Below are 26,605 nucleotides of genomic sequence, written 5' to 3'. Positions count from 1 at the left end.
TATGGAAAAGCACTTGGACAATAAACGCGGTCGCTTTATTTCAATCGAAGGCATTGAAGGTGTTGGTAAAACCACTGTGTTGCAATTCATTCGTGACCGCTTGGATGACGCGGGTATTTCATATGTTGTTACACGTGAGCCGGGTGGGACGCCCATCGCAGAAGCTATTCGTAACGTGTTATTAAATCATTATAATGAAATGATGTGTCCCGATACGGAATTATTACTCATGTTTGCGGGGCGTGCGCAAAACATCGCGCAAGTGATTTTGCCTGCGTTGCAGCGTGGCCAGTGGGTGCTCTCGGATCGATTCACGGATGCGAGTTTTGCCTATCAAGGTGGTGGACGAGGTGTTGAAATCAAGCATGTTTTGGAGTTAGCCAAATGGGTTCAGGGAGACTTGCAACCCAATCTCACAGTTTTATTGGATGCACCGGTGGAAGTTGGATTGAGTCGTGTTAAAAGTCGTGGTGCTAAGGATCGCATTGAGGCAGAGGGGATCGAATTTTTTGAACGGGTGCGACAAACGTATTTAAAACTCGCTGAAAAAGAGTCGAATCGATTTAAAATCGTTAATTCAAATCAAGATTTAGAAACTGTGAAACAAGCGGTGTTATCACTCATCGAACCACTATTAAAAAAACAATGACTATTTATCCGTGGCAACAATCACAATGGCAAACATTATTGGCGGAGCGTAAGCAAGGCCGCTTGCCGCATGCATTATTATTAACGGGTCAACACGGTTTGGGCAAGCTCCACTTTGCACGTGTATTAGCAAAAGCCGTTTTATGTGAAAAACACAGTGATTTTGCGTGTGATCAATGTCGTGGCTGTCGATTGTTCGATGCGGGTAATCACCCTGATTTTTTAAATGTGGAAGTTGAAGAAAAAAGCAAAGCGATCAAAGTTGCTCAGATTCGTGAGCTGATTGCCAAATTAAATCAAACATCACAGCGCAGTGGCTACCAAATCGTTATCATCAATCCGGCAGAAGCGATGAATCGTGCAGCCGCGAATGCCTTTTTAAAAACGTTGGAAGAACCGGCAGGGCAGGTGTTATTGTTGTTGATCAGCCATCAAACGGGTAATTTACCGGCAACGGTGTTGAGTCGGTGTCAACGCGTTACATTTTCAGGATCAGATAATGCTGCCATACTCGATTGGCTCAAATCAGCATTGCCGGCCGATGTTAATGCACCTTTATTATTAAAAATGGCTAACCATGCGCCGCTTGGCGCACTGCAATTAATGGAAGCGAATTATTTAAAGTTGCGTGATGATTTGCTTGCGCACTTGTGGAAGATCCAGCAAAAACAAGTCGATCCAATTGCACCGATCAAGGCAATTTTACAACACGATCGGAATTTATTAATGCAAGCGTTTGTGACGATTATACTCGATGTATTGCGTTTGCAGTTAAATATAGACGTACCCTACATTGTTAATGAAGATCGCATCAAACCGCTGCAAGAATTATCGGTTTTAATCGATCGCGATCATTTGTTAGCGTTGTTGACGCATTTGCAAGAGGCGCAAAAATTATTGAGTACATCGGTGAGTGTTAATGTGCAGATGATGCTAGAAAGTTTATTATTGCAATGGCAATTGAGGAGCCTATGTCATGCTCGTTGATTCACACTGTCATTTAAACATGCTAAATCTGGATGCGTATAATGGCAATTTGGGTGCGTTAATCGATCAAGCCAAAAGTGTAGGTGTCGAGCATATTTTATGTGTTGGTGTTGATATCGACAATGCCCAAGCGGTGATAGATATTGCAGATCAATATGAAGGAGTGTCTGCCAGTGTTGGGCTGCATCCCAGTGAAAAAGTAGATAAAGAGCCAACCGTTGAAGAGCTGGTGACATTAGCGCGCCATCCTAAAGTAGTCGCGATCGGTGAGACAGGGCTCGATTATTATTACAATGATAGCAGTTTAGATATAATGCGCGATCGTTTTCGTACGCATATTCGTGCTGCATTAACACTAAAAAAACCGATTATTATTCACTCGCGCAGCGCACATGAAGACACAATTCGAATAATGCGTGAAGAAAATGCAGCACGAGTGAAAGGTGTGATGCACTGTTTCACCGAAAGTTGGGAAATGGCGCAGGAGGCCATAGAGTTAGGTTTTTTCATTTCTTTTTCAGGCATCGTGACTTTTAAAAATGCGAAAAACGTTGCCGAGGTTGCAGAAAAAGTCCCGTTGGATCGCATGTTAATTGAAACCGACGCACCTTATTTAACGCCCGTACCCTATCGTGGGAAATCGAACGAACCACAATACGTGCGTTTTGTGGCAGAACATTTAGCTAAAATAAAGCAAACAACGTTTGAAGCAGTGGCAGATCAAACGACCGCAAATTTTAATGCACTGTTTAAGGCTTGATTTTTTAGGTGAAGGAACGTCCAATGATGAACGTTCCTTGCTACAAGACAGTTAATTACGTTGCTTTTGCTGTACTCAAATTGGGTAAATTAATTCCGCAAATCGTTTCGACTAGAATCGCTGCAACTTGATATGGATCTGCATTCGCACCAGGGCGACGGTCTTCGATATAACCGTGACCTGATGTTGCAACGCTTCGTGGAATTCGAACCGATGCACCGCGATTGCCAACACCATGGCTGAATTGTGTAATCGGAGCTGTTTCGTGTTTACCGGTTAATCGTTCTTCCAAACCATGACCATAAACCGCGATGTGTTCTTTGTGGCGTCCTGATAAGCGTTCGATCGCTTGCTCAATTGCGGCCATGCCGCGAGCGGGATCGCGCATCTCTTTGGTAGAAAAATTCGTGTGTTTGCCTGCACCATTCCAATCGCCTGGAACGGGTTTCGGATGCAGTGTAGCGGTGATGCCGAACTCTTCACCGAGGCGATAGAGTAACCAACGCGCTAACCAAAGGTGATCGGCCACATTTATTGGATCTGGTTTTTCACCGTCGATGCCGCGAAAACCAATTTGGAATTCCCATTGCCCAGGCATGACCTCTGCGTTCGTGCCAAAGAGCATGATGCCCGCATTGAGGCAGGCTTGGGCGTGTTCTTCGGCTAATCCACGACCGAAGACCTCATCAGCTCCGATACCACAGTAGAACGGACCTTGAGGTGCTGGATAGCCTCTGTCAGGCCAGCCGAGTGGCGTGGCGCCGCGAAAGAGCGTGTATTCTTGTTCGAAGCCAAGCCAGGGCTCATGTTCAGCACCGCCATTGGCCATAACTTGGCGCAAGCGAGCGCGAGTGTTCGTTTTATGAGGTGTTACACCATCTGGGTTCATCACTTCACACAGTAACAGGTAGTTGCCTTCGCCAAGGATCGGATCCGTTACAAAGTGTGCTGGCTTTAATATTAAATCTGAATCATTACCAGTGGCTTGGTAGGTTGAAGAGCCATCAAATCCCCAGTCCGGGAAATCGGTAAGTTTGATGTCACCTTTTGGATGTTCAAGCACTTTAACTTTCGAGCGAAGCTTTTGGGTGGGTTTTGCACCATCCATCCAGATATATGTCACTTGTGAGAGCATGGGTCACCTCATGGTTAAGTCCGTCAGCAAAGACGCTATGATAGCGCAATGTTTTGGTGTGACCAAGGGTGTTCGCATTTTTAATTTTTGGTTAAACGCTTTAACCAGGGCGTTAGTGCGAGTAATACCACCGCGACGACAAACGCAATAATCGCATTATTGCGAAAGGCATGGGCATAGATCAAATTGCTGATAGCAAGGTTCATGTCGGACTTTGGAACGCTAGCAGCTTTGGCAAGGTAGCCGGATAATTCGCCACCGAAACCCAACGCCATAAACCACACACCCATCATCAAGCCAGATAAATGCGGGGGAGATAGTTCGGTCACCATTGACAGACCAATGGGGGATAGCAACATTTCTCCGAGAGTGATAACGATAAAGAAAATAACAATCCACCATGGGCTAATGAATCCACTCGACTGATGGAAATGAATGCCCAATACCAGCAGCGCCATTGATATAGCAACGCAAAACATGGCAAGCGAAAATTTCATACCGGGTGTGGGGTCGATTTTTTTAACGTGCAGGTGTTGCCACAGCCAGGCTAAAAAAGGGCCAAAAATGAGAATAAAGAATGATTCCAGTGAAATAAACACAGAAGGGGGCACCGTGAGGCCAAACATATGCCGATCGACATTACGTTCGGTGAAGAGATTTACGGCTGCAAACATTTGGAAGAATAATCCCCAAAAAATGACCGACGCAACGATTAAAATAAGCAGTGCAAAGAATTTATTGCGTTGTTGCCGGTGATAACGTGTTGCAACGTAAATTAACGCAAGTAATACCATCACACCCACGATAGTTTCTAAGACTTCGGCGATGCTTGAACTACTGATGAGTAAAAAGGCAATGACGATGCTGATTAAAATCGATATGACGATGGTAATTTTATAGCTGAATAAACGAGTCAGTTTATGAGGAATTTGATTGCGCGGAACGGGCAGACCTCGATTTTCAAATGTTGAAAATCCGAAAGCAAACGTACCAAATGCAATGATCATGCCGATGCCGGCTGCACCAAATGCTGCCCACCAACCGAGTCCCTCTTGAATGGCGCCACCGCTGCCTAACGCGAGCAGTGCGCCGATATTAATGCCCATATAAAATAGGGTAAAGCCAGCGTTTCGTCGGGGATCATCTTCATAGTAAAATTCACCTAAAAAGCTCGAGATGTTCGGTTTTAAAAACCCATTCCCAATAACGATAATGGCTAGCCCTAAAAATAAAAGCGAATGGTTGGCGGCATGATTAAAGGCTAATAGAAAATAACCAACAGCCAATAAAACCGCGCCTATCAATATAGAGTAACGCGGCCCCAAAACGCGATCCGAAAATATACCTCCAGCAATGGGTGTTAAATAAACTAGTGCTGTGTATTCGCCGAGAATCAAGTATGATTTTGAGTCTGAGAATTTTAGTAAATTAGTGAGGTATAGAATTAGTAAACTTTGAACGACGTAAAAACCAAAGCGTTCCCACATTTCTGTGAGAAATAACGGCGTTAATGCGCGGGGTTGTTTCATTTTGAGCAACCTTGTCTAGGAATAGTTCTCGCTACTTGAACATAAATGTTTGGGAAATTCAAGTGAGTGTATTTATATGTTGTCATCCCGAGTGAGGCGAGGGATATCAAGTAATCACATCGCGTTAGCAAATAGGCTGTTTTTTGCAGAAATAGCTGGCTGTGCTGCAATCTCAGGCGTGAGGGCAAACATCTCAACATCGTGTGACTTGCCATTAAAATACCGGTAATTTTTCAATGCACCTTCGTAAACAAACCCCAGCTTTTTCAACAATGCCATGGAAGCTACATTTTCATTCAATGTGATAGCCTCAATGCGGTTGATGCCGATTTGGTTGAAACAAAGCTCAAGCACGGCCTGCAGAGCTTTGGTCATGATGCCTTTGTTCCAGTAGGGGCGTGCCATGTCATAGCACAGCTCAGCGCGATAATGATGGTTATTGATATAGAGCCCAACGGCGCCGATCATGCGGTTGTCTTCTTTTCTGGCAAGGCTCCAATAAATCCCTCTCTTATGCTTAAAAAGATTGCGGCAATAGTGAACTTCAGCGCTAGCTTCGGCAAGGTTTCGGGGATTGGATGCGAGGATATACTGGGCTACTTGCGGATCTGTGTAATAGTCAAAAAAGGCTTCAGTATCTTCAATCATTTGTTCCCTAAGAAAAAAATCCTCATTGACGTCTAGTACTGGGAACCTTTCATTGTAAAAAGAGTTAATCATGTTCGCTGATGTAATCCCTTCATTGCGGTAATTATCACCACTTTTTCAGTGTCAAAATATTATAGCGCCAAAAGCTTAAAGAAATCTTAAAATTTGAAGCTCAAGCTGCGTATCCGCATAAAAGCCCCCAAAACAGCATTTTTGTTGCGTTTTTGTACGCCAAGTTAAGATAAATTTAATAATAAAAAGCTAGAATGATCGCGCAATAAATTTTAAAAAAATTGTGTAGCGCATAAAGGAATTTGGCCAGCCTTTGCTTAAAAACGGAGACGGAGGTGAAAGTAGTAATTTTAATCGCGCTTAATTTTCAGCTATTCCCCAATAGCATTCAATTGTAGCAAAGAGAAGGGGTTTGTGTTTTCGGGTGTTCCGGAAACACAAACCCCTTCTCGTATTGCCAATCTAGTATTTTTACGGGTACTTTCGCTATAAGAGGGGATATTACGGTTGTGCCCTCGTAACGGAAGTTGCTATGATTTGCCTGCTAACGAAAAAGGGAACTTATTGTGAGTCAGGCAAAAAAGATCATTCGTCGTGAAATTTCGGGTACTTTAGATCATCTTAAGCATTTATCCCCCATACTACGCAGAATCTATGGTGCCAGAAATGTAACGACGGCTGAAGAATTATCCAGAGAATTAAAAAGCTTAGAATCTTTTGCATCACTAAAAGGCATTCACGATGCGACTCATCGATTAGAGCGGGCGCTTCGAGAGCAACAACACCTATTAATCGTCGGTGACTTTGATGCCGATGGTGCTACCAGCACCGCGTTAGCCGTGAGCGCGCTGCAGTCATTCGGGGCAAAACACGTCTCATTTGTGATACCCAATCGTTTTGAATATGGATATGGTTTAACACCTGAGATCGTCGACGTTGCGAAGAAAAAAAATCCCGATTTAATTATTACAGTAGATAGTGGGATTGCCAGCAATGCTGGAGTTGAGCACGCTAATCAACTGGGTATCGAAGTGATTGTGACGGATCATCACTTGGCCGGTGCAACGTTGCCTCCGGCTAGTGCTATCGTGAATCCCAACCAACCGGGTGATGAATTTCCAAGCAAATACTTGGCCGGTGTTGGTGTTATTTTTTACGTGATGCTCGCATTGCGGTCTCACTTGAATGATGTTCACTGGTTTGAAGACAATAAACTTCCTTGCCCGAACATGGCGCAATTTTTGGATTTAGTGGCATTGGGCACCATCGCCGATGTTGTCCCGTTGGATTTAAACAACCGCGTTTTGATTCATCAAGGATTGCAGCGTATTCGTGCAGGACAAGCGCGCCCCGGTATTCAAGCATTATTGCAAGTGTCGGGAAAACACTTTGAAAATTTGCGTGCCACTGATCTCGCATTCGCGGTTGGCCCTCGGTTAAATGCAGCGGGTCGTTTGGATGACATGAAATTAGGGGTTATTTGTTTATTAGCAGAGGATATCAATACAGCGTTGGGATTAGCGCATGAATTGGATGATTTAAATAAAGAACGTCGTGTCATCGAAACGCAAATGCAGCAGGAAGCTGCAAAAGCAGTCGATCAATTAAAACTAGATAAAAAACTACCGTATGGTATTTGTCTTTATGATGATGCATGGCATCAAGGTGTGGTGGGATTAGTTGCTTCTCGCATCAAAGAAAAAGTGCATCGACCCGTGATCGCCTTTGCAAAAACAGACGATGACACATTAAAAGGTTCTGCTCGTTCAGTGCCGGGATTGCACATTTGTAATTTATTAGATGCCGTTGCTACAAAAAATCCATCGCTTGTTTCAAAATTTGGTGGGCATGCGATGGCAGCGGGATTAAGTTTACCGGTACAAAATTTTGAAGCCTTTTCTGAAGCCTTTGCGAGTGAAATCGGTGAACATCTCAGCGAAGAAGATTTGCAACCCAGATTATTATCGGATGGCGAGCTGAGCACAGGCGAGCTTAGATTAGAAGTGGCTGAAATGTTGCGTGATGCGGGTCCTTGGGGTCAGGGATTTCCCGAGCCTATATTTGACGGAAATTTTAAACTCATTGGGCAGCGAATTGTGGGTCAGCGACACCTGAAACTCATCCTTCAATTGCCGGGCAGCGATCATTATCTGGATGGTATCGCCTTCCATGTTAACTTAAATGATTGGCCGAATTTTCACTGCGATAACGTGCGTTTGGCTTATCGCTTGGATATCAATGAATATCAGGGCCGCCGAAAGCTTCAGCTCCTCGTTGAGGATATTCAACCGCTAACTACTTGATTCAGCGTGCTTTGGTGAGAGTGTTGCCATCCTGGCATTGACATTATTTTCCCATCATTGTCTAATGAACAGCTCTCAACATCTATTTTCAGCTAATCGAGTAGCATTTCGATTGCAGCAGAGAGATTGGGGTTACTGTTTTGCGGGCTGCCCTAATCCTTTCAACTTTTACAGGAGGACTTTAAATGAATGCTTTACAGTCAAAAGGTTGGGATGATTTTTTGGCGCTGTGTCAGGGTGCCGATTCCAAAGAGGTTCTGGATGAACTGTGTGGACTATTATTTACATTAGAAGAAAAAGAACAACTGGCCTTACGCGTAGAACTGGTTAAAGAGCTACTGAAGGGTGAAAAAACACAACGCGAAATCTCTCGCGAATTAAACATTAGTATTGCGAAGATTACTCGCGGTTCTAACGCGTTGAAAACAGCAAGCGATCAACTTAAAGCGTTTATTAAAAAAATAGTCGATTAATGTAAACTAAATGCGGAGGGGCCCATACGGCTTTGATGACAAATGGCTGATGTAACCAATAAATTCGATGTAAATGGGATCATAAATAGCATCAAATCGATGATTAACCCGGCAGGAAACACGCCTAACCCGAATCCCGATGACGCAATCGGCGTTAAAATCGCACAACTGAGTATGCTAGTGCAGCAATTAGCAACTGCGCACGCAGAACAAGCAAAAGAGTTGAGCAAGGTCAATAAACTGCTGAATGAGCTGTTTAAAGACATTGAAACTCTGCGTAATCCACCGGAAAACAAAACAGAAACTGGTGAGACAGAAACCAAGGCATCCTCTGCTGAACCTCCGCAATCGGATGATTAGTTAAACGCATAACCTATCGATAAAACGATAGGCACATTAAAGCCATCATTATGCAAGAAAAGGTCGCCGTTGGAATAATGGTACATTTTAAAACTGATCACAACCGATTGTGCCTTTCCTACAATTGCACCAATGCCTAAAAAATCTTGAAAAATAAAACGGTTTCCTAATTGATAATGTGAAAAATGAGGGCTGCTTAGTAGTGTGGGTCCTGCAATACTCCATGCAATATAGGGGCTAAAAGAATGTGTGCGAAATAACCATACACGAAATACAAAAAATCCAGATAGGGCGAGTTGTATTTGAGTATCTAGAGACCAGGCGGATAAGCTCGAGCCGGCGTTAATTGAAAAATATTGTGTGGTATGGAAAATATTGCGTTCATAAAAAATAGTAGCACCATAATCCACTCTAGCTCTTGAATGAAAAAAAATAGGTGAGGGTGGCTCGGGTAGAAATCGGGGTAATACATTTTTTTCGTAAAAACCGAAGGAACTTTGATTTTTATCGAAATACCGTTGATTTTCGTTTGAAGCTACAGAGGAACCAAGCCAAAGAAGTAACAAAAGTATAGTGAGTTTCCGCATTCCCTTACCATTAATCCCTGTTTTTCCATTAAACTTATTTAAACTAAAAGACATTTCTTGAAATCTATTTTCAGCTACATAGAATAACATTTCAATTGCGGCAAAGAGAAGGGGTTTGTGTTTTCGGGCGTTAGTGGGTGGCGTTTCCCGAAAACACGAACTCCTTCTCGTATCGGCAAGCAATTGAAATCGATAGAATTAAATATTTTATGTTTTTAAAACAATTTCTGAGGGTATCCTAAAACTACACTTATAAAATACGATTGATTTAGAATCAAGTATTGTGTAGAACTCTCGACTTGATCTGACAGTTGAGATTTATCGGACATATTTTCTGTCCGATAGATCGGATTCTAATTACTCCTCTACCAGTTGCGTGTCGTGATTACTGTGCGCCTTATTCAATTCATCTGCCGACACGCTTGGAATAGTTTTACATAGTTTATCTAATTCTTTTTCTTGTGCCAAATGCTTTGCATCAAGAAAAGTTTGCATGGGTGTTTTTCCATAACAACGCTCGCCGGAATGGGGCCTGACCTCATTATATGTTTTGATCCACGCATCAACGTCTTGTTGTAATTCTTCTAGGGAACGATATATTTTTTTTCGAAAAGCAACATCATAAAATTCTTGTTTAATCGTTTTATGAAAACGTTCACAAATACCATTGGTCTGCGGAGAACGTGCGCGTGTTTTCGAATGGTCAATGTCTTCAACTGCTAAATAAAGTTGATAGGCGTGGTTCTCAATTTTTCCACAATATTCCGTCCCGCGATCCGTGAGCATACGCAGCAATCGGATACCTTGCTCATTAAACCATGGCAATACACGTTCATTTAATAAATGAGCTGCCGTCATCGCTGTTTTCTCCGTGTATAACTTCGCAAAAGCGATTCTGCTATAGGTATCGACAAAAGTCTGCTCATAAATACGGCCAACGCCCTTCATCGTGCCAACATAATACGTATCCTGAGAACCTAAATAACCTGGGTGTTCTGTTTCAATCTCGCCGTGCGCTTCTTTTTCTCGTTTTGATTTTTCTAATGCTTGTCATTGTTCTTCCGTTAATAACATACCGTCTTGCGCCGATTTCGCTTCAAGCGCTTTTAGTCGCTTCTTAAAAGTCTCTAGATCATTACGTAGCCACACCGAACGAACTCCGCTGCTCGATACGATAATGCCTCGCGCCAGTAATTCATTGGCCGCACGTGCCTGACCTAACGCTGGGTTTTCAATAGCCAAAGCAATTACCGCTTCTTCTACATGTAACGGCACTCTATTTTTTTCATTCGGTTTCTTCTTACTCATATCATGGAGTGCTTCTTCGCCACCATTTTCATAAAGTGTTTTGAAACGGTAAAAACTGTCGCGTGAATAACCCATAACCTTGCAGGCTTGTGAAACATTTCCCAATTGTTTAGACAGCTCTAGTAAACCTAATTTGGGTTTGATAATCTTTTCGGATACACTGGTCATAATGACACTCCTCGTGTTGGTTGTTTAAGGTTGGTCAATTAAATTTTACTCTAACTGACCAGGAGTGTCAGATCAAGTCTGAAGGTTTACAATTAAATGAACGTGTATTGCCATGGTTTAATGAGCAAGGTATCCGATTGCTGCGTATGCTCACGGATCGCGGGACGGAATATTGTGGAAAAATTGAGAACCACGCCTATCAACTTTATTTAGCAGTTGAAGACATTGACCATTCGAAAACACGCGCACGTTCTCCGCAGACCAATGGTATTTGTGAACGTTTTCATAAAACGATTAAACAAGAATTTTATGATGTTGCTTTTCGAAAAAAAATATATCGTTCCCTAGAAGAATTACAACAAGACGTTGATGCGTGGATCAAAACATATAATGAGGTCAAGCCCCATTCCGGCGAGCGTTGTTATGGAAAAACACCCATGCAAACTTTTCTTGATGCAAAGCATTTGGCACAAGAAAAAGAATTAGATAAACTATGTAAAACTATTCCAAGCGTGTCGCCAGATGAATTGAATAAGGCGCACAGTAATCACGACACGCAACTGGTAGAGGAGTAATTAGAATCCGATCTATCGGACAGAAAATATGTCCGATAAATCTCAACTGTCAGATCAAGTCGAGAGTTCTACACATCGGGGCAGTGTTGGTCGTTAACAAACTATTGCCCCGCACCTAATGTCATGCCTGATGTACCTTCCAGTAATGATTATAAACCTGGCTTTGCTGCTAACATGATGCTCAAAGATTTAAATCTCAGCCAAAAATCGGCAAGCAACTCAGGCGCAAACACACCATTAGGCAAGCATGCAACAGCTCTTTATCAAAAATATGTCGATGCTGGTAACGGCGAAGTGGACTTTTCAGGTATCTTTCAGATGCTATAAGAAGACAGTTGATCTTCTCAATCCAGTATTTGCTTCAAGCACTTGACTAGTACGTTAGTGTAAACGTGCCGTCCTTTAAAATTCAAATGATTTCGATCAGCCCAATATGAATGGGGAAACCTGTAATTCGTAAGATCAATGACCGGCGCAGGAATTTTTGCCTTTGTTTGTTGCCGATAGGAAAGGGGATACGGATTTTCGAAAATAGGTGTAAAAACAATAATCGGCTTTACGCCATGTTTTTTGATCTTATCAATCAGATAATCAATCAATTTTAATTTTGATTGATTTAACGGCTCATCAAGCTTATAAATTTGTATCAATTTACTCATCGGTTCATTGCGATAAGGATCTTCTGTTGACGCTGACCCTGCTAAAATACCATCACCATTGGTACACATGCCGATGGCCCGAAGTTTTTTAGGGTAGGCCATTCTAAAAATTTTACATTTGACCAGCTCTTTATTGAACACAAAATGTTTATCCTGATTGAAGAGTTGATTCCTAAAAGCCTTCTTAATATGTTTCATATCTAAAAAGGAGTATGAATCAAACGATTTATAAGCTGTTCGAATGCGTATGTTAATATTGGTGGAATAATTATTAATTAAAAACCATGTCTTGAAATAGGCAAGCAATGATTTTGTAATATAGGCTGCACTTTGATCACTTTTAATATAGGCCTGTATGTCATCCCAATCAACATCCCTCATCTGATCGAGTCCAGCATGAAAACTAGAAACCGCTAAGAATAAAACAATAGCTTTGGGTTTATAGCGCAGGGCATGATTAATCATTGACGGAAAATCCGATGACTCATGACCACTGATTCCCAAATTATAGACATTCAAACCATGTTCATGCATGTTGATTGTGCTGATTTGAAAAAGTGTCCTTGAGTTCCCAATCAAAATTGCATCTTTTTGTGGACTGTTTTTCAAATTAAGAGCCATATGCTTTTCTTTTGAAGGCATATTATTGATGTAATAATCTTTCGTCGTATGTCCAAAGAAATGATGATAAATCGCAAAATTTGATAGCAGAAAAAACACCAATACCGTGAGGAAAAATAAAAGTATTTTATACTTTGCTTTAAAATTGGAAGTATAAGAAGGCACTCGCGTTCCTTATAATTAAAATATACAACGAAAATAAAAATACACCACCCAACAATACAGGTGTGATCCTCCAAGTCATTACTTTTGAAACGATCAACTCATTTGTATTTTTAGCAAAGATACAAATACAAAAACCAAATAATAAGGCAAGTGCAATGACTGGATTAATCATAGAAAATGAATGGATATTAAAACAATCAGCAATCATCCGATGCGCGCCATGGAGAGCGAAGCGAAGGCGCGTATTCCGCGGTAGGCTCGGATTTTTTGCCGAGCGTAAGCGACTGCAAAAAATCTTTACGAGCCGTCAAGTCATTTGAGAGCCCGTGCGTAGTCGAGCCGTGAGGTCGCGGAGCGCGGGCGACGAGGACGTCCGCGGCTATTTAAGTTGTCGCGTATTGCGAGTCGATTATTGACAGGGATGGCAATAATCTATCACGAGCATCGCGACACGCTTGCTATTGGCCTGGTGTAACGTTTTGGATCTAAAATAAATCCAAGCGAAATTCACAAAATTAAAAGTGATGAACCAAGCGATGACTGTTGGCAATACAATATTGGTTTTTTGCCAGAGCTTTCGGATTGACATAGCAATGCCATGCATGAATCCCCACATGACAAATGTCCAGCCAGCACCGTGCCAAATGCCACCAATTAAAAAGACAATTAAAAAATTGCGAAGCACTTTACTTTCGCTCACACGATTACCGCCGATAAAAATGTAAAGATAACTCTTTAAAAAACGGCTGAGTGTAATATGCCATCGCTGCCAAAACTCGCGAATGCTTAGCGATTTATAGGGTGAATTAAAGTTGATCGGCAGTTGAATATTAAACATCCAGGATATACCAATAGCCATATCCGTGTAGCCACTAAAATCAAAATACAACTGAAACGTGTAAGACAATACCGTTGCCCATGCTTGCAAGATACCTAAGTGATGCACGCTTGCATAACCCGAATTTGCCCAAATACCAAAAGTGTCTGCAAGGACCACTTTTTTGAAAAGCCCGATCGAGAATAAAAACAATCCTGTGTAGATATTTTTATAATTAACGAGTTTCTTTCTGAGGCTCGTAAATTGGGGCATCATTTCTGCATGATGAATAATCGGGCCAGCCAAAAAATGTGGAAAGTACGAAACGAATAATGTGTAATTAAGAAGGCGATATTCCGATACTTTCCGTTGGTAAACATCTACTAAAAAGGCAATTTGGGTAAACGTGAAAAAACTGATTCCGATGGGAAGAATGATTTTAGAAGCATGTAACTTATTTTCCATGAACCACTGTGTATGAGTGAGCAATGTATCAGCGTGATTGTAATAAACAATCACACCAGCAGCGACAAGGCAACCGATTCCCAACGCCAGTAGCCGTCGCTTTTCCTGAACACCCAATTTATACATGGCAATACTAGTTGCATAAGTTTTAATTTTTCATTCAGCAGCCAAGTAATATTTCCGAGCATGAAGCCGGTGTACTTGAAATAGACCAGCAGTCCAATATTAAAAATAACACCAATTGTGAGCGCAAATTTCTTTTGAGCTTGAGTCTCTAAATTAAAAATAAACCGCCCAATGAAAAAATTTACTAGAATAGAACAAAGCAGCAATGGCAGATAATTGACATTCCAATAGGCATAAAAAAAGAGGGAGCAGAACATGAACCAAACAAGACCTGCCGTTGTCAATCGAAATTTATTGAGGAAAAAATAAACAAAAAAACTGACAGGAAGAAATAAAAAAATAAATGGTAATGAATTAAATAACATTCCTTCACTCAGGGTCTTGCATATCAAAAATGGAGGCTACCACTATCTCTCATGGCCACCACAGAAAGAAACCGCATTATACCGCTATCTCTGATATAATCCATAGCATGGGGTACTTAGAGCATGGCAAATGGCAGGACAAGTGGTACAACACCGAAAAAACCGGCGGTCAGTTCATTCGCGAAGCATCCAAATTTCGAAGCTGGATCAATAACGAAGGACAATTTAAGCCTGAAGCTAACCGTTATCACCTCTATGTATCTTATGCCTGTCCTTGGGCTTCTCGCACACTCATCTTTCGTAAACTGAAATCATTGGAAGGCGTCATTTCATATTCGACCGTTCATCCTCATATGATGGAGCAGGGCTGGGAGTTCTGTGAGGGAGAGTCAAAAGATCCCTTATACAATCATCGCTATTTACATGAAATTTATACGAAAGCAGATTCGACTTATACTGGCAGAGTGACTGTTCCCGTGTTGTGGGATAAACAACTAGAAACCATCGTGAATAACGAATCCGCTGAAATCATTCGGATGCTCAATAGTGAATTTGACGAATTTACGAATAGTGCAACAGATTACTACCCCAATAAACTACATAAAGAAATTGATGTAATTAACGAATTTATCTATAAAAATATTAATAATAGGGTGTATCGCTGTGGATTTGCTACCAAACAACAGACGTATGAAAAAGCGTATGATGACCTGTTCGATGCGCTGGAACAGATAGAGACTATCCTGTCACAACACCGCTATCTCGTTGATAACATCCTAACCGAAGCCGACTGGCGCTTGTTTGTCACGTTAGTTCGCTTTGACCCCGTTTATTATTCACATTTTAAGTGCAATAAAAAGCGCATTATGGATTACCCGAACCTATCAAACTATCTACGAGACCTCTATCAATACCCAGGCATTGCTGAGACCGTCCGCTTTGATCACATCAAAGACCACTATTATTACAGTCATCCCACAATCAATCCCACCCGAATTGTGCCTAAGGGTCCGGAGATTGACCTGAACCTCCCGCATAATAGAAATCGCTTTAAATAGAATTTATTTTCAATTATAAAATAACTAGTTATGATTTATATATAATCTATTAGATTAGATATATTTTTGCCTTCAGGCCAAATTAGGAGAGTGTGCTAAACTTTTCATTAACGATACTAAATCATGACAAAATTCTTCGAGATTGCTAAACCCCATGGAAAAAGGAGGGGACAGCATGAAAAGCAAACTTCTCTTACTCATACTTGGCCTTGTTGTTACAGCCATGTTTCTTTCACCCGGAGCGCCGGCCCAAGCAGCTCAAAAATTGAGCTGGAATGAATGGGTGAAGCAGTTACGTCAAGAAGCTATAGCTCAGGGTATAAAGCCTGGGTTATTCGACTCCGTCTTCAAGAACATTCGAGGTCCGAGCCGTAGGGTCTTGGCTTTGGAACGTCGACAACCTGAAGGCCGTATAACATTCTTAAAATATCGAAGCACACGCGCCGATGCTTTTCGCATTAAACTAGGCCGCAGTGAATATCGCAAACACAGCCAATTATTGCACGAGATTGCTAATAAATACGGTGTGAATTCCTGCTTCATCGTCTCGCTTTGGGGACTAGAAAGCAGTTATGGCCGCTATATGGGGAATTTCCCAGTGATTGAATCGCTCGCAACGTTGGCTTATGACACCCGTCGTAGCGCCTTTTTCCGTCAGCAATTGTTATACGCACTGGAGATCTTAAACGGTGGCCATGCCTCCTTAAAGGATTTCAAAGGCGAGTGGGCTGGAGCATCTGGACAATGCCAATTTTTACCATCCAGTTGGCACAACTATGCAGTGGATTACAATCATGATGGTAGGAAAGACATTTGGAAAACGGATGCTGATGTATTTGCCTCGATTGCCAATTATTTAAAACAGCACGGTTGGCAAACAGGGCAACCTTGGGCTGTTGAAGTACGCATTCCACCCACGCTTAATCCAACTTATGCTAACAATAAAGACATTCATAAATCAGTTGCCGAGTGGAAAGAGTTGGGATTAAGAACAGTGAATGGAAGACCATGGCCAAATGATCGACTTCAAGCTAGACTTATTCATCCCGACGGTGGACCATACATGCTTGCATTCCATAACTTCGATGTTCTCATGAAATGGAACCGTTCATATTATTATGCAGGAACCGTGGGTTGGATGGCTGAACAAGTGTGCGGTCGTTCGCTCTAAGGAAAAAAGCTGAATGACGCATAGGTCACATTTTTTATCGCCCGAGATCTACCATTATTTACTCAATGTGTCACTTCACGAAGCTCCGATTTTAAAGGAGCTTCGTGAAGTGACTGCTTCACATCCTGCTTTTCAAATGATGATCGGACCGGATCAAGGTCAGTTTCTCGCACTGTTAGTAAAATTAATCAGCGCACGTTACACGCTCGATATTGGCACATTTACGGGTTACAGTGCACTCTCTGTCGCATTGGCTTTACCGGAAAATGGCCAAATGATTGCGTGCGACATCGATACAGAAAGCACGAAAATCGCCATGTCGTTTTGGCAAAAAGCTGGTGTGGAGAATAAAATCGATTTAAAAATCGCACCCGCGCTAGACACATTAGATGCGCTCATAAAAGCAGGGCACAAAGATCATTTCGATTTTGCGTTCATCGATGCAGATAAACGAAACAACGATAAATACTATGAAAAAGCATTGGCGTTAGTGCGGCCAGGTGGCTTAATTGCGATCGATAACGTCTTATGGTATGGTCGCGTTATAGACGAAAGTAATCAAGAAAAAACAACGCAGGCAATTCGTGAATTCAATCAGATGCTTTTTGCAGATACGCGCGTTGACATTAGCATGATTCCCATCGGAGATGGGTTAACCTTAGCCAGGAAGGTAGATTAAGGAATGATGGCACTGACGGCCGCGGATATTCACATCCGCCGCGCTTCAAAAGATGACGCCGTGATCTTAAGCGATCTCACGTGGCGATCAAAAGGATCAAGCGTGTCGCGATGCTCGTGATAGATTATTGCCATCCCTGTCAATAATCGACTCGCAATACGCGACAACTTAAATAGCCGCGGACGTCCTCGTCGCCCGCGCTCCGCGACCTCACGGCTCGACTACGCACGGGCTCTCAAATGACTTGACGGCTCGTAAAGATTTTTTGCAGTCGCTTACGCTCGGCAAAAAATCCGAGCCTACCGCGGAATACGCGCCTTCGCTTCGCTCTCCATGGCGCGCATCGATTGGGGCTACGATGAAGAGTTCTTACGCCACTGTGGCGAGCTATTAAATATCAAAGCTTCTTATATCGAACAGGCCACTGTTTATATCGCTGAAATTGATAAACGAGTCAGTGGATTTTATGGTTTGTCATCCGATAACGGCCAACATGAAATGGCGTATTTGCAAGTTGAGCCCGAGTTTCTTGATAAAGGCCTGGTAAAATTACTATGGAACCACGCGCTATCGCAAGCAAAGCTGAAAGGTTGGAAATCTTTCAAAATTAAAGCAGAGCCATATTCTGAACCTTTTTTCATTCGTATGGGTGCTGTAAAAATAGATGCACACTTTATTCCCGTTTTGCGTTACAACGTGTAATTCATTACGTATCATAGACCCTCTTCACATCTACTCAAATACAGGTGTGCAGCTATAGTGTGAATCACGGAGACTTATTTTATGACGACAAAATACGATGCTGTCATCATTGGTACAGGACAAGCAGGCCCTGCATTAGCAGTACGTTTAGCTAATACTGGAATGAAAGTAGCAATCATCGAGCGAAAAAAGTTTGGTGGCACTTGTGTCAATACCGGATGTATTCCCACTAAAACCTTGGTGGCAAGCGCTTATGCAACTCATCTTATTAAAAACAGCAGTAACTATGGAGTAATCATTGACGGCACTATTAAAGTGGACATGAAAAAAGTAAAAGCACGCAAAGATGCCATCGTTCAAGAATCTACTCAAAACGTTCAAAAGTGGTTAGAGGGCACTAAAAATTGTGAGATTTATAAAGGCCACGCTAAGTTTGAAGGGCCGCGTTCAGTTAGCGTGAATGATGAAACATTAGAGGCGGATAAAATCTTCATCGATGTGGGTGCTCGTGCGTTTATTCCTTCTATACCCGGTTTAGAATCAATTGATTATTTAGATAACACCAGCATGATGGAGCTTGATGAACTGCCTGAGCATTTAATCATTATTGGTGGCAGTTACATTGGTTTAGAATTCGCACAGATGATGCGTCGCTTTGGCTCTAATGTGACGGTCATTGAAAAATCACCGCGACTCATTGCGCGTGAAGATAAAGATATTTCTGATACCGTCAAAGCAATTTTGGAAAAAGAGGGAATTAATTTTCGTTTAGGCACAGAATGCCTAAGCTTTGAAAAACATAATGATAATATTGAAGTTAATGTAGATTGTAAACAAGGCGACAAAAAAATAGTAGGTTCACATGTCTTATTAGCCATAGGTCGAAAACCCAATACCGATGATTTGGGCTTAGAAAAAGCGGGTATAAAAATTAATGAACGCGGTTATATTGAGGTTGATGATGAATTAAAAACAAATGTACCCGGGATTTGGGCCCTTGGTGAGTGTAATGGAAAGGGTGCATTTACGCATACATCCTATAATGACTATGAAATTGTAGCCGACAATCTACTAAATAATGATAATCGTAAGATAAGCGATCGTATTTTAATTTATGGTTTATTCATAGACCCTCCGCTAGCACGAGTTGGCATGTCTGAAACAGAAGTTCGACAATCTGGAAAAAAAGCATTAATCGGTACGCGCCCCATGTCCCGTATAGGACGTGCTCGCGAAAAGGGTGAAACGCAAGGGTTCATAAAAATTCTCGTGGATGCCGAAACTCAATTCATTCTTGGTGCCAGCATTTTGGGAATGAGCGGCGATGAAGCCATTCATTGTATCGCCGACATCATGTACGCAAAAAAACCTTATACTGTGATTCAACGCGCCGTACATATTCACCCGACCGTTGCAGAACTCATTCCAACGATACTCGGTGCATTGAAACCTTTAGATTAATCCGATTAATACGAATCCACTTCACCTTCTGCGGAAAGTGCAACGGCGACAGGGTGTGTTTTAGGGAATTTGGCGAGGATAATATTGGCGATCACCATCAAGGGTACGCAAAGAAACATGCCGATAACTCCCCAAATCGCGCCCCAAAAAGCTAGTGACAATAAAATCACGATGGGGCTCAAATTTAAACGAGTCCCCATCCACTTGGGTTCGAGAAAATTACCGACGCCAAACTGAATGATACATAATATCACGGCTAAAATAATAAACGGTACTAGGGTTGTCACCTGAACAGAAACAGCAAGCAACACAATGACAATAGCGATGATCGGACCGATAAATGGAATATAATGCAATAAAAAAATGAGCACGCCCCAAAATTCAGCATACTGAATGCCAAATGATACCAACAAAATGTAACTCAACACGCCGGCGATGGCATTCACCGCCGTTTTTATTCGCAGATAATGTTTAATGTCATGATCGATTTGATCCAATATATGCTTAATTTTTCCATGCTGAACTTTAGATTTACACATGCGTTTTATTTTATTATTAAAAGTTCGATGTTCTAACAGCAAAAATAATAAATAAATTACAATGAGCACAAAGTTGCTTGCTATGTCAGAAACAATTAAAGCTAACCTTGAAAACAATTTAGCTAAATCAATTTGAGCAAGTAATTTATCAATTTGAAAATGATTACCAAAAAGCTTATTCACAAAATCGAGAAGCTCTTGTAGGCGTTTCTCATACTTGGGTGCCTCTTGAATGATGTTTGAAATAGAATGGCTCAGTAACAGAAAAAATAAATATAAAACAACGCCCGTTGTTATGATTGAAATCGTCAGCGCCAAGCCGTAATGCAGATGATAACGCCCGAAGGGGATGCGCTGATACAAATCCGTCAAGCGAACGATGATGTACCAAAATACCAGCGCAATGACTAATGGAATTAAAAGATGCTTACCGATATAAAGTACATAAACAAAAAGGAATACTAGCCCAAAGGAAGCGGCAAAGTTGAGATACCGTGTGTTCAATTCTTAGCTCCAAGCGAGAACGATGTTCCTGAATCCTTCAGTAAACCTGATAATACAGGCTCTCATATGGGGCGTCAATTCATGACATTTGATTCTCCAAGTCGCAAATTATACACTATAATTATTACAAGGAGGGATGCCTACCATGACGAATCTTAAAAAAGCACTCTTTGATCCAATGGGGCTCTACAAAGAACCACAAGATGTGTTGTTGGATGAAACCCTCTCGAAAGAAGAAAAACTCAAAGTTCTCAAACAATGGGAATACGATGCGCGTGAATTAATGGTTGCCGAGGAAGAAAACATGCCGGGTGACTCATCAAGCATGTTGCAACGCGTACTTGCCGCCATTCATGCGCTATACCCAAAATACGATGCCACACGAGGGTCTGCTACAAAGCATGGCGGCAGCTCAAACTAAATCTTAACGACGCCCACCAAACAAGCGCAACAGCATCAAGAACAAGTTGATAAAGTCTAAATACAAACTTAATGCACCGTTGATTGCAAATTTTTTCGTTTCAGCCTCATCGGCACCAGCGCTTTGCAAATACATCATCTTAATTTTTTGCGTGTCATAGGCAGTCAAACCTGCAAACACGATGACGCCTAAACCAGAAATTACCATTTGTGCTGTGCTAGATCGTAACCCAGGAATAAAGAATGACAATACCATTAAGATAATCACGCCAAACAATCCCATCGTCACGAAGGTACCGAGAGGACCTAAATCACGCTTGGTAATATAACCAAATGCGCTTAACGCAAAAAAGGCACCTGCAGTCACAGCAAAAGCGTTGTAAATACTTTCTCTTGTATAAGCAAATAAAATCACGCTAAACGTAACGCCAACGAGAACGGTATAAACCAAATATAGTAGCGTTGCCATGGCGGGATTGAGCTTGCGATTTAAAAATGAAAACGCCATTACCGCAGCGAGCTGTGCGATGATTAGACCAAAGAAAAGGCCAGGGGTCTTGGCAATCGAATAAACGATTGTAGGGTGAATCGAGATGTAATACGCAACCCCACCAGAGATAGCCAAACCGACCATCATCCACAGATAAACAGTGCTCATAAAACGCGATAGGCCAGCGGCGCGTTCTTTAACGACGCGTTGCTGTAAGGTATTCGTTGTGTGCTCCATGGGAAGCCTCCGGTTGGTAAGTATTGGCACCGATTATACCTGATACTTACCTCAATTTCATCGCCTTAAAAACCATATAGGCTGAAAGCGGGGAGACGATAAATAGTAAAGACAGCGGCAGTTGGTTGTGTGCGGGCAGAAACGATGCCAGGGTGCTGAATGCCGCACCACCGCCTATTTGAATCAAGCCATACAAAGAAGCGGCATAACCAGCAATTTTACCTATTTCTTTAAACGCTGCTGCAAACACATTCGGCCAGATAAAAGCGGATCCAAAATAAAAAATAAAAGCGGGCACGATAATGATGTATAAATTGATCGGTATAATCCACTTGAAAAGAAACATCAACAGACCAGCAACCAACATCGACCACCAACCAAACATCAGTAGCGTAGAAATGCCAAAACGTGTGACGAGCTTAGCGTTCAAGTAGCCCGCCGCGCCAATTGCTACTGCGCCTGTTACAAATGTAATCCAACTAAAGGCGATGGGACTGTATTTGAGTGTGTGAATAACCAAGACAGGCCCAATGACAAACCACGAAAAAAATCCACCATAACTTAAAAATGCGCAGGTGGTGTAGCCCATGAATTGTCGGTTAAAGAACAAATGTTTAAATGCACATACAATAAAACGTTTTCGCAATCGATATTTTTTACAAAATTTGTTGGATTCACTAAATTTAAGTATTACTAAAAATAACGCGATCAATGCATAAACAACGAGGAATGCAAAATTAGCGCGCCATGAGAAATAATGTTGCAAATAACCACCGATGAGCGGCGCCGACGGAATAATCACCACGACAATGATCGTCAGATACGAAACATATTTCGCCATTTCTTCGCCCTGGAAGTGATCGCGAACAATGCTGCGCCACAACGCTGAAATGACACCACCTCCTAGCCCTTGAATACATCGCCCGATGAGTAAAAATACAATAGAATAGCTGCTGACACACACCACACCACCTGCGAACATGAGAAACAAGCCGACGATTAAAGGTTGGCGGCGCCCAAACCCTTCAGACAACGGACCCGTGACGAGCTGCCCAAGAGAGACGCCGATCATATAGATTGCCAAACTAAATTGTAGAACTCTCGACTTGATCTGACAGTTGAGATTTATCGGACATATTTTCTGTCCGATAGATCGGATTCTAATTACTCCTCTACCAGTTGCGTGTCGTGATTACTGTGCGCCTTATTCAATTCATCTGGCGACACGCTTGGAATAGTTTTACATAGTTTATCTAATTCTTTTTCTTGTGCCAAATGCTTTGCATCAAGAAAAGTTTGCATGGGTGTTTTTCCATAACAACGCTCGCCGGAATGGGGCCTGACCTCATTATATGTTTTGATCCACATAAAATTCTTGTTTAATCGTTTTATGAAAACGTTCACAAATACCATTGGTCTGCGGAGAACGTGCGCGTGTTTTCGAATGGTCAATGTCTTCAACTGCTAAATAAAGTTGATAGGCGTGGTTCTCAATTTTTCCACAATATTCCGTCCCGCGATCCGTGAGCATACGCAGCAATCGGATACCTTGCTCATTAAACCATGGCAATACACGTTCATTTAATAAATGAGCTGCCGTCATCGCTGTTTTCTCCGTGTATAACTTCGCAAAAGCGATTCTGCTATAGGTATCGACAAAAGTCTGCTCATAAATACGGCCAACGCCCTTCATCGTGCCAACATAATACGTATCCTGAGAACCTAAATAACCTGGGTGTTCTGTTTCAATCTCGCCGTGCGCTTCTTTTTCTCGTTTTGATTTTTCTAATGCTTGTCATTGTTCTTCCGTTAATAACATACCGTCTTGCGCCGATTTCGCTTCAAGCGCTTTTAGTCGCTTCTTAAAAGTCTCTAGATCATTACGTAGCCACACCGAACGAACTCCGCTGCTCGATACGATAATGCCTCGCGCCAGTAATTCATTGGCCGCACGTGCCTGACCTAACGCTGGGTTTTCAATAGCCAAAGCAATTACCGCTTCTTCTACATGTAACGGCACTCTATTTTTTTCATTCGGTTTCTTCTTACTCATATCATGGAGTGCTTCTTCGCCACCATTTTCATAAAGTGTTTTGAAACGGTAAAAACTGTCGCGTGAATAACCCATAACCTTGCAGGCTTGTGAAACATTTCCCAATTGTTTAGACAGCTCTAGTAAACCTAATTTGGGTTTGATAATCTTTTCGGATACACTGGTCATAATGACACTCCTCGTGTTGGTTGTTTAAGGTTGGTCAATTAAATTTTACTCTAACTGACCAGGAGTGTCAGATCAAGTCTGAAGGTTTACAGCTTGGTTCAGAAATTGCTTTTTTTAAAATGTTTTCCAAATCTAAAGATAAAAGTTTATCAGCTTTCTTTCGATTCTTTTTGTTATCATAGGTAAATAAATGAGAGTTTAATGCGCCGCTATTTAAATACTGTTCGTTGAGCATCCAAATTAACTGCTTTCCTTTAGATCGCTCAGCAGCGATTGCTAGCAATATAGTATTCTCTGGGCCAGCACACTTAGTTATAAATTCTAAAAGATATTTACCCCTTGTTTTCCTTGTTGACACAAATTGCCCAAAGAAACTAAAATCATTTTTAAGGAATTTCTTGCATATTAAAAGCATATCAGCTATCGATGCGCGCCATGGAGAGCGAAGCGAAGGCGCGTATTCCGCGGTAGGCTCGGATTTTTTGCCGAGCGTAAGCGACTGCAAAAAATCTTTACGAGCCGTCAAGTCATTTGAGAGCCCGTGCGTAGTCGAGCCGTGAGGTCGCGGAGCGCGGGCGACGAGGACGTCCGCGGCTATTTAAGTTGTCGCGTATTGCGAGTCGATTATTGACAGGGATGGCAATAATCTATCACGAGCATCGCGACACGCTTGTAATTTATCATAATCTATACTGGGTGAAAAAAGTTGCTTTATAGCAAAGGGACTTTCTTTCTTCAGGGCTAACATTGCAGTATAAATTTCTTGACTAACTCCTTTTAGGTTTTCATAGTCATCACGACGATTCAAATACTGAAGAATTAATAAAAATACTGTATTGCGACATGTTGATGCAATATCGTTTAATGATGTTGGCATAATTAATACCTCTTAAATCAGTGTGCAAATATTTTTCTAAAAATACAATAACAGGGTCTGTAAATAAGATTGTGTAAATGCGATAGTCAGGGAAAGGTCGTTAAAATTATACGGAGTCTTTGACTATGGCAATGAAAACCAATAAATTAGATCCACAGGTTGTGGAATATTTTCTCAAACATACCAAGACCGCATCTGATATTTTCGGTGATACTGGTTTGTTAAAGGAGTTAAAAAAGGCACTGACGGAGCGTATTCTGGAAGGGGAGCTGACGGACGCGCTGGGTTATGCAAAACACGAAGTGTCTGGCAACAATAGTGGTAATTCCCGCAATGGGCACAGCCAAAAAACGATCAAAACAACAGATGGCGAGATGACCATTGAGGTTCCTCGTGATCGTAACAATGAGTTTGTACCGCAATTGATTCCAAAACATCAAACCCGCTTTGATGATTTGGATGACAAAATTATGAGTCTTTATGCACGGGGTATGACTACCCGTGATATTCAAGATCAGTTGAAAGATTTGTATGGCACAACTATTTGTTCGAGTCTCATTTCTACAGTAACCAACGAAGTGATTGAAGAAGTGAAGGCTTGGCAAAGTCGTCCGTTGGACAAGGTGTATCCGATTGTGTATTTGGACGCTTTAGTGATTAAAGTGCAGCAAGATAAAAAGGTTATCAATAAGGCATTGTATTTGGCTTTAGGAATTAATATCGATGGGCAAAAAGAATTGCTAGGTATTTGGATTAGCCAAAATGAGGGCGCTAAATTCTGGTTGAATGTATTAACGGAGTTAAAAAATCGAGGCCTAGAAGATATCCTGATTTGTTGCGTTGACGGGCTAACGGGCTTTCCTGATGCGATTGGCGCTGTGTATCCTAACACTCAAGTACAGCTTTGCATTGTACACATGGTGCGGAATTCATTGCGCTATGTGGGTTGGAAAAAGAAAAAAGAAGTGGCCGCTGACTTAAAAGCTATTTATTCGGCCAGTACGGTTGAAGAAGCAGAATTGGCGCTGACGAGTTTCTCTGAGAAATGGGATGCTGAATTTCCCTCGATTGCCAAAAGTTGGTTGACTCATTGGGAGCGCATTGTGCCATTTTTTGCTTATCCGGCAGAAATTCGGAGGGTGATTTATACCACTAACGCTATTGAATCACTGAACATGAGTATCCGAAAAGTTATTAAAAATAAACGAGTTTTTCCGTCGGACGATGCCGCTTTAAAACAACTCTATTTAGGGTTAAAAAATATAGCCAAAAAATGGACCATGCCGATTCGAGACTGGGGTGCCGCCATGAATCGTTTTGCCCTTATGTTTGAAGATCGCCTGGCGGATTTTGTATAAAACTTAAAATTCATAAGAGAGGAAATTAATTTGAACGCAATGTAGTTTTTGATAAAATTAAAAAATCAGTTAACACAATGGCTGATTCATAATTCTGACTGACGCGATTTACACAAACTAATAAACAGTCCCCAATAACAATCTTGGCCTTGTATTCTTATATTAAGGCGAGTGCTT

Annotated in this window: 26 protein-coding genes and 3 pseudogenes; 16 read left to right on the top strand and 13 right to left on the bottom strand. The window is 41.8% G+C overall.

Annotation, left to right across the window (positions count from 1 at the left end; genetic code table 11):
- Positions 1–13: 13 nt before the first annotated feature.
- Genes tmk through ACJMKR_RS05865 form a run of 3 tightly spaced genes read left to right on the top strand, consistent with a single transcriptional unit; the run spans position 14 to position 2,395 of the window.
- Positions 14–649 (top strand): dTMP kinase, encoded by a 636-nt coding sequence (gene tmk, locus ACJMKR_RS05875; protein WP_423062275.1) that lies wholly within the window; start codon positions 14–16, stop codon positions 647–649.
- A complete protein-coding gene (locus ACJMKR_RS05870; protein WP_423062274.1) occupies positions 646–1,635 on the top strand; it encodes a DNA polymerase III subunit delta' in 990 nt (329 codons plus the stop codon). Before tmk ends, ACJMKR_RS05870 begins: the two co-directional genes overlap by 4 nt.
- A complete protein-coding gene (locus ACJMKR_RS05865; protein ID WP_423062273.1) occupies positions 1,625–2,395 on the top strand; it encodes a TatD family hydrolase in 771 nt (256 codons plus the stop codon). Before ACJMKR_RS05870 ends, ACJMKR_RS05865 begins: the two co-directional genes overlap by 11 nt.
- Positions 2,396–2,450: 55 nt before the next feature.
- Here the strand turns inward: ACJMKR_RS05865 and ACJMKR_RS05860 are convergent, their stop codons facing one another.
- From ACJMKR_RS05860 to ACJMKR_RS05850, 3 genes are all read right to left on the bottom strand, one after another.
- Positions 2,451–3,530, bottom strand: a complete 1,080-nt coding sequence (locus ACJMKR_RS05860; RefSeq protein ID WP_423062272.1) for a glutamine synthetase beta-grasp domain-containing protein — start codon at positions 3,528–3,530, stop codon at positions 2,451–2,453.
- Positions 3,531–3,610: 80 nt separating this feature from the next.
- Positions 3,611–5,059 carry a peptide MFS transporter gene (locus ACJMKR_RS05855; protein WP_423062271.1) on the bottom strand — a complete coding sequence of 483 codons (1,449 nt, stop codon included), beginning with the start codon at positions 5,057–5,059 and terminating at the stop codon, positions 3,611–3,613.
- A gap of 114 nt (positions 5,060–5,173) precedes the next feature.
- The gene (locus tag ACJMKR_RS05850; protein ID WP_423062270.1) at positions 5,174–5,707 is read right to left on the bottom strand and encodes a GNAT family N-acetyltransferase; all 534 of its coding nucleotides are present in this window, start codon (positions 5,705–5,707) and stop codon (positions 5,174–5,176) included.
- A 578-nt stretch (positions 5,708–6,285) separates the two neighbouring features.
- Between ACJMKR_RS05850 and recJ the strand changes: the two genes are divergently transcribed.
- From recJ to ACJMKR_RS05835, 3 genes are all read left to right on the top strand, one after another.
- On the top strand, positions 6,286–8,022 hold the full coding sequence (gene recJ, locus ACJMKR_RS05845; protein WP_423062269.1) for a single-stranded-DNA-specific exonuclease RecJ: 1,737 nt from the start codon (positions 6,286–6,288) through the stop codon (positions 8,020–8,022).
- A gap of 185 nt (positions 8,023–8,207) precedes the next feature.
- Complete coding sequence (gene trpR / locus ACJMKR_RS05840; protein ID WP_423062268.1) at positions 8,208–8,495, top strand: trp operon repressor; 288 nt, start codon at positions 8,208–8,210, stop codon at positions 8,493–8,495.
- A 42-nt stretch (positions 8,496–8,537) separates the two neighbouring features.
- Positions 8,538–8,855 (top strand): hypothetical protein, encoded by a 318-nt coding sequence (locus ACJMKR_RS05835; RefSeq protein WP_423062267.1) that lies wholly within the window; start codon positions 8,538–8,540, stop codon positions 8,853–8,855.
- Here ACJMKR_RS05835 and ACJMKR_RS05830 read toward each other — a convergent pair.
- The gene (locus tag ACJMKR_RS05830) at positions 8,852–9,532 is read right to left on the bottom strand and encodes an acyloxyacyl hydrolase (protein ID WP_423062266.1); all 681 of its coding nucleotides are present in this window, start codon (positions 9,530–9,532) and stop codon (positions 8,852–8,854) included. The genes ACJMKR_RS05835 and ACJMKR_RS05830 overlap by 4 nt on opposite strands.
- Positions 9,533–9,799: 267 nt before the next feature.
- Positions 9,800–10,918 (bottom strand): annotated as a pseudogene (locus ACJMKR_RS05825) (IS481 family transposase).
- Positions 10,919–11,010: 92 nt separating this feature from the next.
- Between ACJMKR_RS05825 and ACJMKR_RS05820 the strand changes: the two are divergent.
- Both ACJMKR_RS05820 and ACJMKR_RS05815 read left to right on the top strand, forming a co-directional pair.
- Positions 11,011–11,493 (top strand): annotated as a pseudogene (locus ACJMKR_RS05820) (integrase core domain-containing protein); the annotation flags it as partial.
- Between the two features lie 123 nt (positions 11,494–11,616).
- Positions 11,617–11,820: an NAD-binding protein gene (locus tag ACJMKR_RS05815; RefSeq protein WP_423062265.1), complete on the top strand. Its 204-nt coding sequence runs from the start codon at positions 11,617–11,619 to the stop codon at positions 11,818–11,820.
- 17 nt (positions 11,821–11,837) lie between these two features.
- Here ACJMKR_RS05815 and ACJMKR_RS05810 read toward each other — a convergent pair whose 3' ends face one another.
- Both ACJMKR_RS05810 and ACJMKR_RS05805 read right to left on the bottom strand, forming a co-directional pair.
- On the bottom strand, positions 11,838–12,938 hold the full coding sequence (locus ACJMKR_RS05810) for a hypothetical protein (protein WP_423062264.1): 1,101 nt from the start codon (positions 12,936–12,938) through the stop codon (positions 11,838–11,840).
- Positions 12,939–13,347: 409 nt separating this feature from the next.
- Complete coding sequence (locus ACJMKR_RS05805; protein ID WP_423062263.1) at positions 13,348–14,346, bottom strand: MBOAT family O-acyltransferase; 999 nt, start codon at positions 14,344–14,346, stop codon at positions 13,348–13,350.
- Positions 14,347–14,818: 472 nt separating this feature from the next.
- On the opposite strand from ACJMKR_RS05805, the gene ACJMKR_RS05800 reads away from it, so the two are divergent.
- The 6 genes from ACJMKR_RS05800 to ACJMKR_RS05775 all read left to right on the top strand — a co-directional run bounded on the left by ACJMKR_RS05800 (position 14,819) and on the right by ACJMKR_RS05775 (position 19,782).
- Positions 14,819–15,769, top strand: coding sequence for a glutathione S-transferase family protein (locus ACJMKR_RS05800; RefSeq protein ID WP_423062262.1), 951 nt, complete (start codon positions 14,819–14,821; stop codon positions 15,767–15,769).
- Positions 15,770–15,944: 175 nt separating this feature from the next.
- Entirely contained in the window at positions 15,945–16,940 is a 996-nt protein-coding gene (locus ACJMKR_RS05795) for a lytic murein transglycosylase (protein ID WP_423062261.1), read from the top strand.
- A 13-nt stretch (positions 16,941–16,953) separates the two neighbouring features.
- The gene (locus ACJMKR_RS05790) at positions 16,954–17,619 is read left to right on the top strand and encodes a class I SAM-dependent methyltransferase (protein WP_423062260.1); all 666 of its coding nucleotides are present in this window, start codon (positions 16,954–16,956) and stop codon (positions 17,617–17,619) included.
- A gap of 244 nt (positions 17,620–17,863) precedes the next feature.
- A complete protein-coding gene (locus ACJMKR_RS05785; protein ID WP_423062259.1) occupies positions 17,864–18,013 on the top strand; it encodes a hypothetical protein in 150 nt (49 codons plus the stop codon).
- Positions 17,953–18,321 carry a GNAT family N-acetyltransferase gene (locus tag ACJMKR_RS05780; RefSeq protein WP_423062258.1) on the top strand — a complete coding sequence of 123 codons (369 nt, stop codon included), beginning with the start codon at positions 17,953–17,955 and terminating at the stop codon, positions 18,319–18,321. Before ACJMKR_RS05785 ends, ACJMKR_RS05780 begins: the two co-directional genes overlap by 61 nt.
- Positions 18,322–18,402: 81 nt before the next feature.
- Positions 18,403–19,782, top strand: coding sequence for an FAD-containing oxidoreductase (locus ACJMKR_RS05775; RefSeq protein ID WP_423062257.1), 1,380 nt, complete (start codon positions 18,403–18,405; stop codon positions 19,780–19,782).
- 5 nt (positions 19,783–19,787) lie between these two features.
- Here ACJMKR_RS05775 and ACJMKR_RS05770 read toward each other — a convergent pair whose 3' ends face one another.
- Entirely contained in the window at positions 19,788–20,825 is a 1,038-nt protein-coding gene (locus tag ACJMKR_RS05770) for an AI-2E family transporter (protein ID WP_423064167.1), read from the bottom strand.
- 145 nt (positions 20,826–20,970) lie between these two features.
- On the opposite strand from ACJMKR_RS05770, the gene ACJMKR_RS05765 reads away from it, so the two are divergent.
- The gene (locus tag ACJMKR_RS05765) at positions 20,971–21,246 is read left to right on the top strand and encodes a hypothetical protein (RefSeq protein WP_423064166.1); all 276 of its coding nucleotides are present in this window, start codon (positions 20,971–20,973) and stop codon (positions 21,244–21,246) included.
- Between the two features lie 3 nt (positions 21,247–21,249).
- Here ACJMKR_RS05765 and ACJMKR_RS05760 read toward each other — a convergent pair whose 3' ends face one another.
- The 5 genes and pseudogenes from ACJMKR_RS05760 to ACJMKR_RS05740 all read right to left on the bottom strand — a co-directional run bounded on the left by ACJMKR_RS05760 (position 21,250) and on the right by ACJMKR_RS05740 (position 25,070).
- Positions 21,250–21,972 carry a Bax inhibitor-1/YccA family protein gene (locus ACJMKR_RS05760; protein ID WP_423064165.1) on the bottom strand — a complete coding sequence of 241 codons (723 nt, stop codon included), beginning with the start codon at positions 21,970–21,972 and terminating at the stop codon, positions 21,250–21,252.
- Between the two features lie 46 nt (positions 21,973–22,018).
- Positions 22,019–23,044: a multidrug effflux MFS transporter gene (locus tag ACJMKR_RS05755; RefSeq protein ID WP_423064164.1), complete on the bottom strand. Its 1,026-nt coding sequence runs from the start codon at positions 23,042–23,044 to the stop codon at positions 22,019–22,021.
- A gap of 92 nt (positions 23,045–23,136) precedes the next feature.
- A pseudogene (locus ACJMKR_RS05750) lies at positions 23,137–24,193 on the bottom strand (IS481 family transposase).
- A gap of 67 nt (positions 24,194–24,260) precedes the next feature.
- The gene (locus ACJMKR_RS05745) at positions 24,261–24,719 is read right to left on the bottom strand and encodes a hypothetical protein (protein WP_423064163.1); all 459 of its coding nucleotides are present in this window, start codon (positions 24,717–24,719) and stop codon (positions 24,261–24,263) included.
- Between the two features lie 72 nt (positions 24,720–24,791).
- On the bottom strand, positions 24,792–25,070 hold the full coding sequence (locus tag ACJMKR_RS05740) for a hypothetical protein (protein WP_423064162.1): 279 nt from the start codon (positions 25,068–25,070) through the stop codon (positions 24,792–24,794).
- A 125-nt stretch (positions 25,071–25,195) separates the two neighbouring features.
- Between ACJMKR_RS05740 and ACJMKR_RS05735 the strand changes: the two genes are divergently transcribed.
- The gene (locus ACJMKR_RS05735) at positions 25,196–26,428 is read left to right on the top strand and encodes an IS256 family transposase (protein WP_423062605.1); all 1,233 of its coding nucleotides are present in this window, start codon (positions 25,196–25,198) and stop codon (positions 26,426–26,428) included.
- Positions 26,429–26,605 lie beyond the last annotated feature (177 nt).

The sequence above is a fragment of the Candidiatus Paracoxiella cheracis genome (assembly GCF_049348705.1).
GTDB lineage: Bacteria > Pseudomonadota > Gammaproteobacteria > Coxiellales > Coxiellaceae > Paracoxiella > Paracoxiella cheracis.
Note: the sequence above shows the minus strand (reverse complement) of the source record. Positions and strands in the feature narration are given on the sequence as shown.

Coding starts and splice junctions, on each gene's coding strand:
- ACJMKR_RS05870 (WP_423062274.1), top strand. CDS start 646: ATGACTATTTATCCGTGGCAACAATCACAATGGCAAACATTATTGGCG.
- ACJMKR_RS05865 (WP_423062273.1), top strand. CDS start 1,625: ATGCTCGTTGATTCACACTGTCATTTAAACATGCTAAATCTGGATGCG.
- ACJMKR_RS05860 (WP_423062272.1), bottom strand. CDS start 3,530: ATGCTCTCACAAGTGACATATATCTGGATGGATGGTGCAAAACCCACC.
- ACJMKR_RS05855 (WP_423062271.1), bottom strand. CDS start 5,059: ATGAAACAACCCCGCGCATTAACGCCGTTATTTCTCACAGAAATGTGG.
- ACJMKR_RS05850 (WP_423062270.1), bottom strand. CDS start 5,707: ATGATTGAAGATACTGAAGCCTTTTTTGACTATTACACAGATCCGCAA.
- trpR (WP_423062268.1), top strand. CDS start 8,208: ATGAATGCTTTACAGTCAAAAGGTTGGGATGATTTTTTGGCGCTGTGT.
- ACJMKR_RS05835 (WP_423062267.1), top strand. CDS start 8,538: ATGGCTGATGTAACCAATAAATTCGATGTAAATGGGATCATAAATAGC.
- ACJMKR_RS05830 (WP_423062266.1), bottom strand. CDS start 9,532: ATGTTATTCTATGTAGCTGAAAATAGATTTCAAGAAATGTCTTTTAGT.
- ACJMKR_RS05815 (WP_423062265.1), top strand. CDS start 11,617: ATGCCTGATGTACCTTCCAGTAATGATTATAAACCTGGCTTTGCTGCT.
- ACJMKR_RS05805 (WP_423062263.1), bottom strand. CDS start 14,346: ATGTATAAATTGGGTGTTCAGGAAAAGCGACGGCTACTGGCGTTGGGA.
- ACJMKR_RS05800 (WP_423062262.1), top strand. CDS start 14,819: ATGGGGTACTTAGAGCATGGCAAATGGCAGGACAAGTGGTACAACACC.
- ACJMKR_RS05795 (WP_423062261.1), top strand. CDS start 15,945: ATGAAAAGCAAACTTCTCTTACTCATACTTGGCCTTGTTGTTACAGCC.
- ACJMKR_RS05790 (WP_423062260.1), top strand. CDS start 16,954: ATGACGCATAGGTCACATTTTTTATCGCCCGAGATCTACCATTATTTA.
- ACJMKR_RS05780 (WP_423062258.1), top strand. CDS start 17,953: ATGGCGCGCATCGATTGGGGCTACGATGAAGAGTTCTTACGCCACTGT.
- ACJMKR_RS05775 (WP_423062257.1), top strand. CDS start 18,403: ATGACGACAAAATACGATGCTGTCATCATTGGTACAGGACAAGCAGGC.
- ACJMKR_RS05765 (WP_423064166.1), top strand. CDS start 20,971: ATGACGAATCTTAAAAAAGCACTCTTTGATCCAATGGGGCTCTACAAA.
- ACJMKR_RS05760 (WP_423064165.1), bottom strand. CDS start 21,972: ATGGAGCACACAACGAATACCTTACAGCAACGCGTCGTTAAAGAACGC.
- ACJMKR_RS05755 (WP_423064164.1), bottom strand. CDS start 23,044: ATGATCGGCGTCTCTCTTGGGCAGCTCGTCACGGGTCCGTTGTCTGAA.
- ACJMKR_RS05740 (WP_423064162.1), bottom strand. CDS start 25,070: ATGCCAACATCATTAAACGATATTGCATCAACATGTCGCAATACAGTA.
- ACJMKR_RS05735 (WP_423062605.1), top strand. CDS start 25,196: ATGGCAATGAAAACCAATAAATTAGATCCACAGGTTGTGGAATATTTT.